This window comes from Actinomadura sp. HBU206391 (genome assembly GCF_014323665.1).
Classification (GTDB): Bacteria; Actinomycetota; Actinomycetes; order Streptosporangiales; family Streptosporangiaceae; genus Actinomadura_C.
This window is the reverse complement of record NZ_JABVEB010000455.1, coordinates 1-2937: the sequence shown is the minus strand read 5'-3', so window position 1 is coordinate 2937 and position 2937 is coordinate 1. Positions and strand designations below refer to the sequence as shown.

The following is a 2937-nucleotide window of genomic DNA, read 5'->3' as shown; positions in this document are numbered from 1 at the left end:
GTGGACGCCTGCCCGAGCCCATGCGTGAGGTGCTCCCGATGGAGCGGGGAGAGCGGGTCCTCGCCCACGCGCCAACCCGGGGCGGGTCGTATGTCGTGGCCACGTCCACGGCCCTGTACCTGCCCGTGGCACGCGCCGAGGGCGAAACCGAGCTGAGGTTCCTGAGACTGCCCTGGGACCGCATCGGGCACGCTTCCTGGAAGGACGGCTGGCTCCATGTCCACGAGCCGAACGGCGCGGCGGATCACCACGTGCGGCTGACCGAGCCGGGATCGATGCCCGAGACCGTGCGCGAGCGGGTCACCGCCACCGTCGTGATGGATCAGCAGAGCCGGCTGCCGAGCGGCGAGCGAGTGCGCATCGTGGGGCGGCGCCCGGTCGAGGGCACCGAGCTGCGCTGGAGCTTCGTGTTCGAAGCGGGCCTGGACTCCGATGATCCCGGTCTGCGTGACCAGGCCGAACGGCTGCTCGAGGATCTTCGCCGCCAGACCGGGCTCTGACGTACACGCGATCACACTCCACGCGGGACGCGGGGAGTGCGCGCGCGTTCCGGCGGATCAGCGGTAGGGCAGCGTCGTCTCGGTAGGGGGAGGGGCCGATGCGTCTTCGTCCCCGGTCCTGCGTGACCCGGGGAGACGGTCGCCGATGGTGTCCTGAAGCGTGCTGCGGACGGTCTCCTTGGCGGTATTGCCCAGTGTGCCGACCTGGGCCCTGACCACCCCGGCCGTCTCTTGCACGGTCGGGTTCTCGGCGATGCGCCGGTAGGCCCGCCGGATCTGCTCGTAGCGCTCGCGTCCGGCGCGGGTGCCGAGCAGGTAGCCGACCGCCGTGCCCGCGATGAAGGTCGCCTTGTATTTCATGGCCTCCCCTTGTGCTCGCGTCTGGCCTAGCCCATACCCAAAGCCGCCCGGGTAAGTCCGGGATTTCCGCAGTGCCCGGCAGGGGCGCGGGTTGCATCACTTCACATTTAACGTAACTATTAGCCATGTCCCGACCGAGCGCCACCGAAGACGTCTTCCGAGCGGTGGCCGACCCCACTCGCCGCGCCGTACTGGAGGCCTTGCTGCACGCCCGGGAGTTGCCGGTCACCGAGCTCGCCGACCGGCTGGGCGTGGGGGTGCCCATGTTGTCCCGCCACCTGGCCGTACTGCGCGCCGCGGGCCTGGTGGACGAGCGGCGCTCGGGACGCCACCGCCTGTACAGCCTCCGGCCGCAGCCCCTGCGGGACCTGTTCGACTGGGCGTCGCTGTTCAGCGACTTCTGGTCCGACATCCAGGGGCTGCGCGCCTACCTGGACCGGCGCTCCGAGCACACGGAGCCCGGCACCACCGCGACCGATCCGCCCCACGCGACAGGGAAATCCGGAAATGCGCCGTGACCTCCTGTTCGAGACCGACCTGCCCCACCCGCCGGCCACGGTCTGGCAGGCGCTCACCGACCCAGAGGCCCTCTCGGAATGGCTGATGCCCGTTGACGACTTCGTACCCGTCGTCGGCCGGCGGTTCCGGCTGCGCGCCAAGCCCATGCCCGGCTGGGACGGCGTGATAGACGGCAAGGTCATCGAAGCCGACGAACCACATCGGCTCGCCTGCAGCTGGAAGGGCAGCCGCATGCGCGCCACCACCACGGTCAGCTGGACCCTGACCGCGCTGCCCGACGGCGCGGGCACCCGGCTTCGCCTCGACCACCAGGGATTCGAGGGCCCGAGCGGCGCACTCTTGGCCTTCATGCACGGCGGCGGCTGGAAGCGGTTCGTCACCCGCAGGCTGCCGTCCCACCTCGCCGCGCACGCGACGGACACGGGCCAGGGGAGGACGGCATGAGCCACATCGCCTTCAGCACCGAACTGATCAGCGAAACGCCGTGCGCCTGTGCGTGCCCGCCGATCTCGCGTCCGCCCTCGGCGCCGCCCGGCTGCTGCCCGCGATGATCACTGTCAACGGGCACCCCGTCCGGGCCACGCTGCACAAGATGGACGGCACCTACATGACGGCCGTGAACAAGGACGTCCAGCGACAGATCGGCGCCACCGCCGGAGACACGGTGGACGTCACGATCGAACCCGACGCGGAGGATCGCGGTGCCGACCTGCCCGACGATCTCGCCGCGGCCCTCGCCGATGCCGGTGTCCGGCCCGCCTTCGACGCTCTCACCCCGTTCCGCCGAAGCGAGATGAGCAAAGCCGTCACATCCGCCAAGAAGTCGGAGAACCGGGCTCGCCGGATCGGCCGGACGGTCGACGGGCTGGGGGATGCCCGAGACTGACAGGGGCCGGTCGCCCTGTCGGCGGTGCGCGAAGACCTCCCCAGATGCGCTAATCTAGAGTTCGCTCGTGGGGACGTGCCCGTCGCCGCGGCCGCGATCCCGCGTAGCTCAATTGGCAGAGCAGCCGGCTGTTAACCGGCAGGTTATTGGTTCGAGTCCAATCGCGGGAGCCTAATACCCTGACCTGCGGATATGGCGCGTGCCTAGTGGCATGTTCCTATAGGTGAATGTGCTGGTCACAGGCCACCCTGGGGTTCTAGTACGGCGGCTCGGGTCGGCACCGCCTCCATGGTCGCGGGCCTTGGAGATTGTCGCCGGGGAGGTCCTGACCGAGGTCATCGCCCGCAACGACGCGGTGACCTTCACCGGCTTCCTGGCTCAATCAAGGCGAACTGTTCTTCGCCGCTCTGGCCCGCCGGGTCCTGCGGCATGGCGACTTCCCCAGCCGCGAGGACCTCATCGACAAGCTGGAGACCTACGTCATCAGGCACAACGAGACGGCGATGCCATACCGCTGGACCTACGACGGCAGCCCCCTCAAGGCGGGCTGACCCCCGCCGACCCGAGCTCGCCGACCAGTGGTCACGTGGGCAGCGCCGCCGTGAGGTCGACCTCGATGAGCTGCCCGGGAAAGCCGAGCTGTGCGACTCCAAGCAGCGTGCTCGCGGTGGT

General features: G+C 69.6%; 5 protein-coding genes and 1 tRNA gene. 5 read left to right on the top strand and 1 reads right to left on the bottom strand.

Annotated elements, in window-relative coordinates; translation table 11 throughout:
• On the top strand, positions 1-500 hold a 500-nt coding region (locus HKK72_RS38205; protein ID WP_315987654.1), incomplete at its 5' end, for a hypothetical protein.
• A 57-nt stretch (positions 501-557) separates the two neighbouring features.
• Here the strand turns inward: HKK72_RS38205 and HKK72_RS38200 are convergent.
• The gene (locus HKK72_RS38200; protein WP_187239256.1) at positions 558-860 is read right to left on the bottom strand and encodes a YtxH domain-containing protein; all 303 of its coding nucleotides are present in this window, start codon (positions 858-860) and stop codon (positions 558-560) included.
• 125 nt (positions 861-985) lie between these two features.
• Between HKK72_RS38200 and HKK72_RS38195 the strand changes: the two genes are divergently transcribed.
• The 4 genes from HKK72_RS38195 to HKK72_RS38180 all read left to right on the top strand — a co-directional run bounded on the left by HKK72_RS38195 (position 986) and on the right by HKK72_RS38180 (position 2435).
• Positions 986-1378 (top strand): ArsR/SmtB family transcription factor, encoded by a 393-nt coding sequence (locus HKK72_RS38195; RefSeq protein WP_187239255.1) that lies wholly within the window; start codon positions 986-988, stop codon positions 1376-1378.
• Positions 1368-1823, top strand: a complete 456-nt coding sequence (locus tag HKK72_RS38190; protein WP_187239254.1) for an SRPBCC family protein — start codon at positions 1368-1370, stop codon at positions 1821-1823. Before HKK72_RS38195 ends, HKK72_RS38190 begins: the two co-directional genes overlap by 11 nt.
• Before the next feature lie 40 nt (positions 1824-1863).
• Positions 1864-2265 (top strand): YdeI/OmpD-associated family protein, encoded by a 402-nt coding sequence (locus HKK72_RS38185; protein WP_187239253.1) that lies wholly within the window; start codon positions 1864-1866, stop codon positions 2263-2265.
• A 97-nt stretch (positions 2266-2362) separates the two neighbouring features.
• A tRNA-Asn gene (locus HKK72_RS38180) sits at positions 2363-2435 on the top strand.
• The last annotated feature ends 502 nt before the right edge of the window (positions 2436-2937 follow it).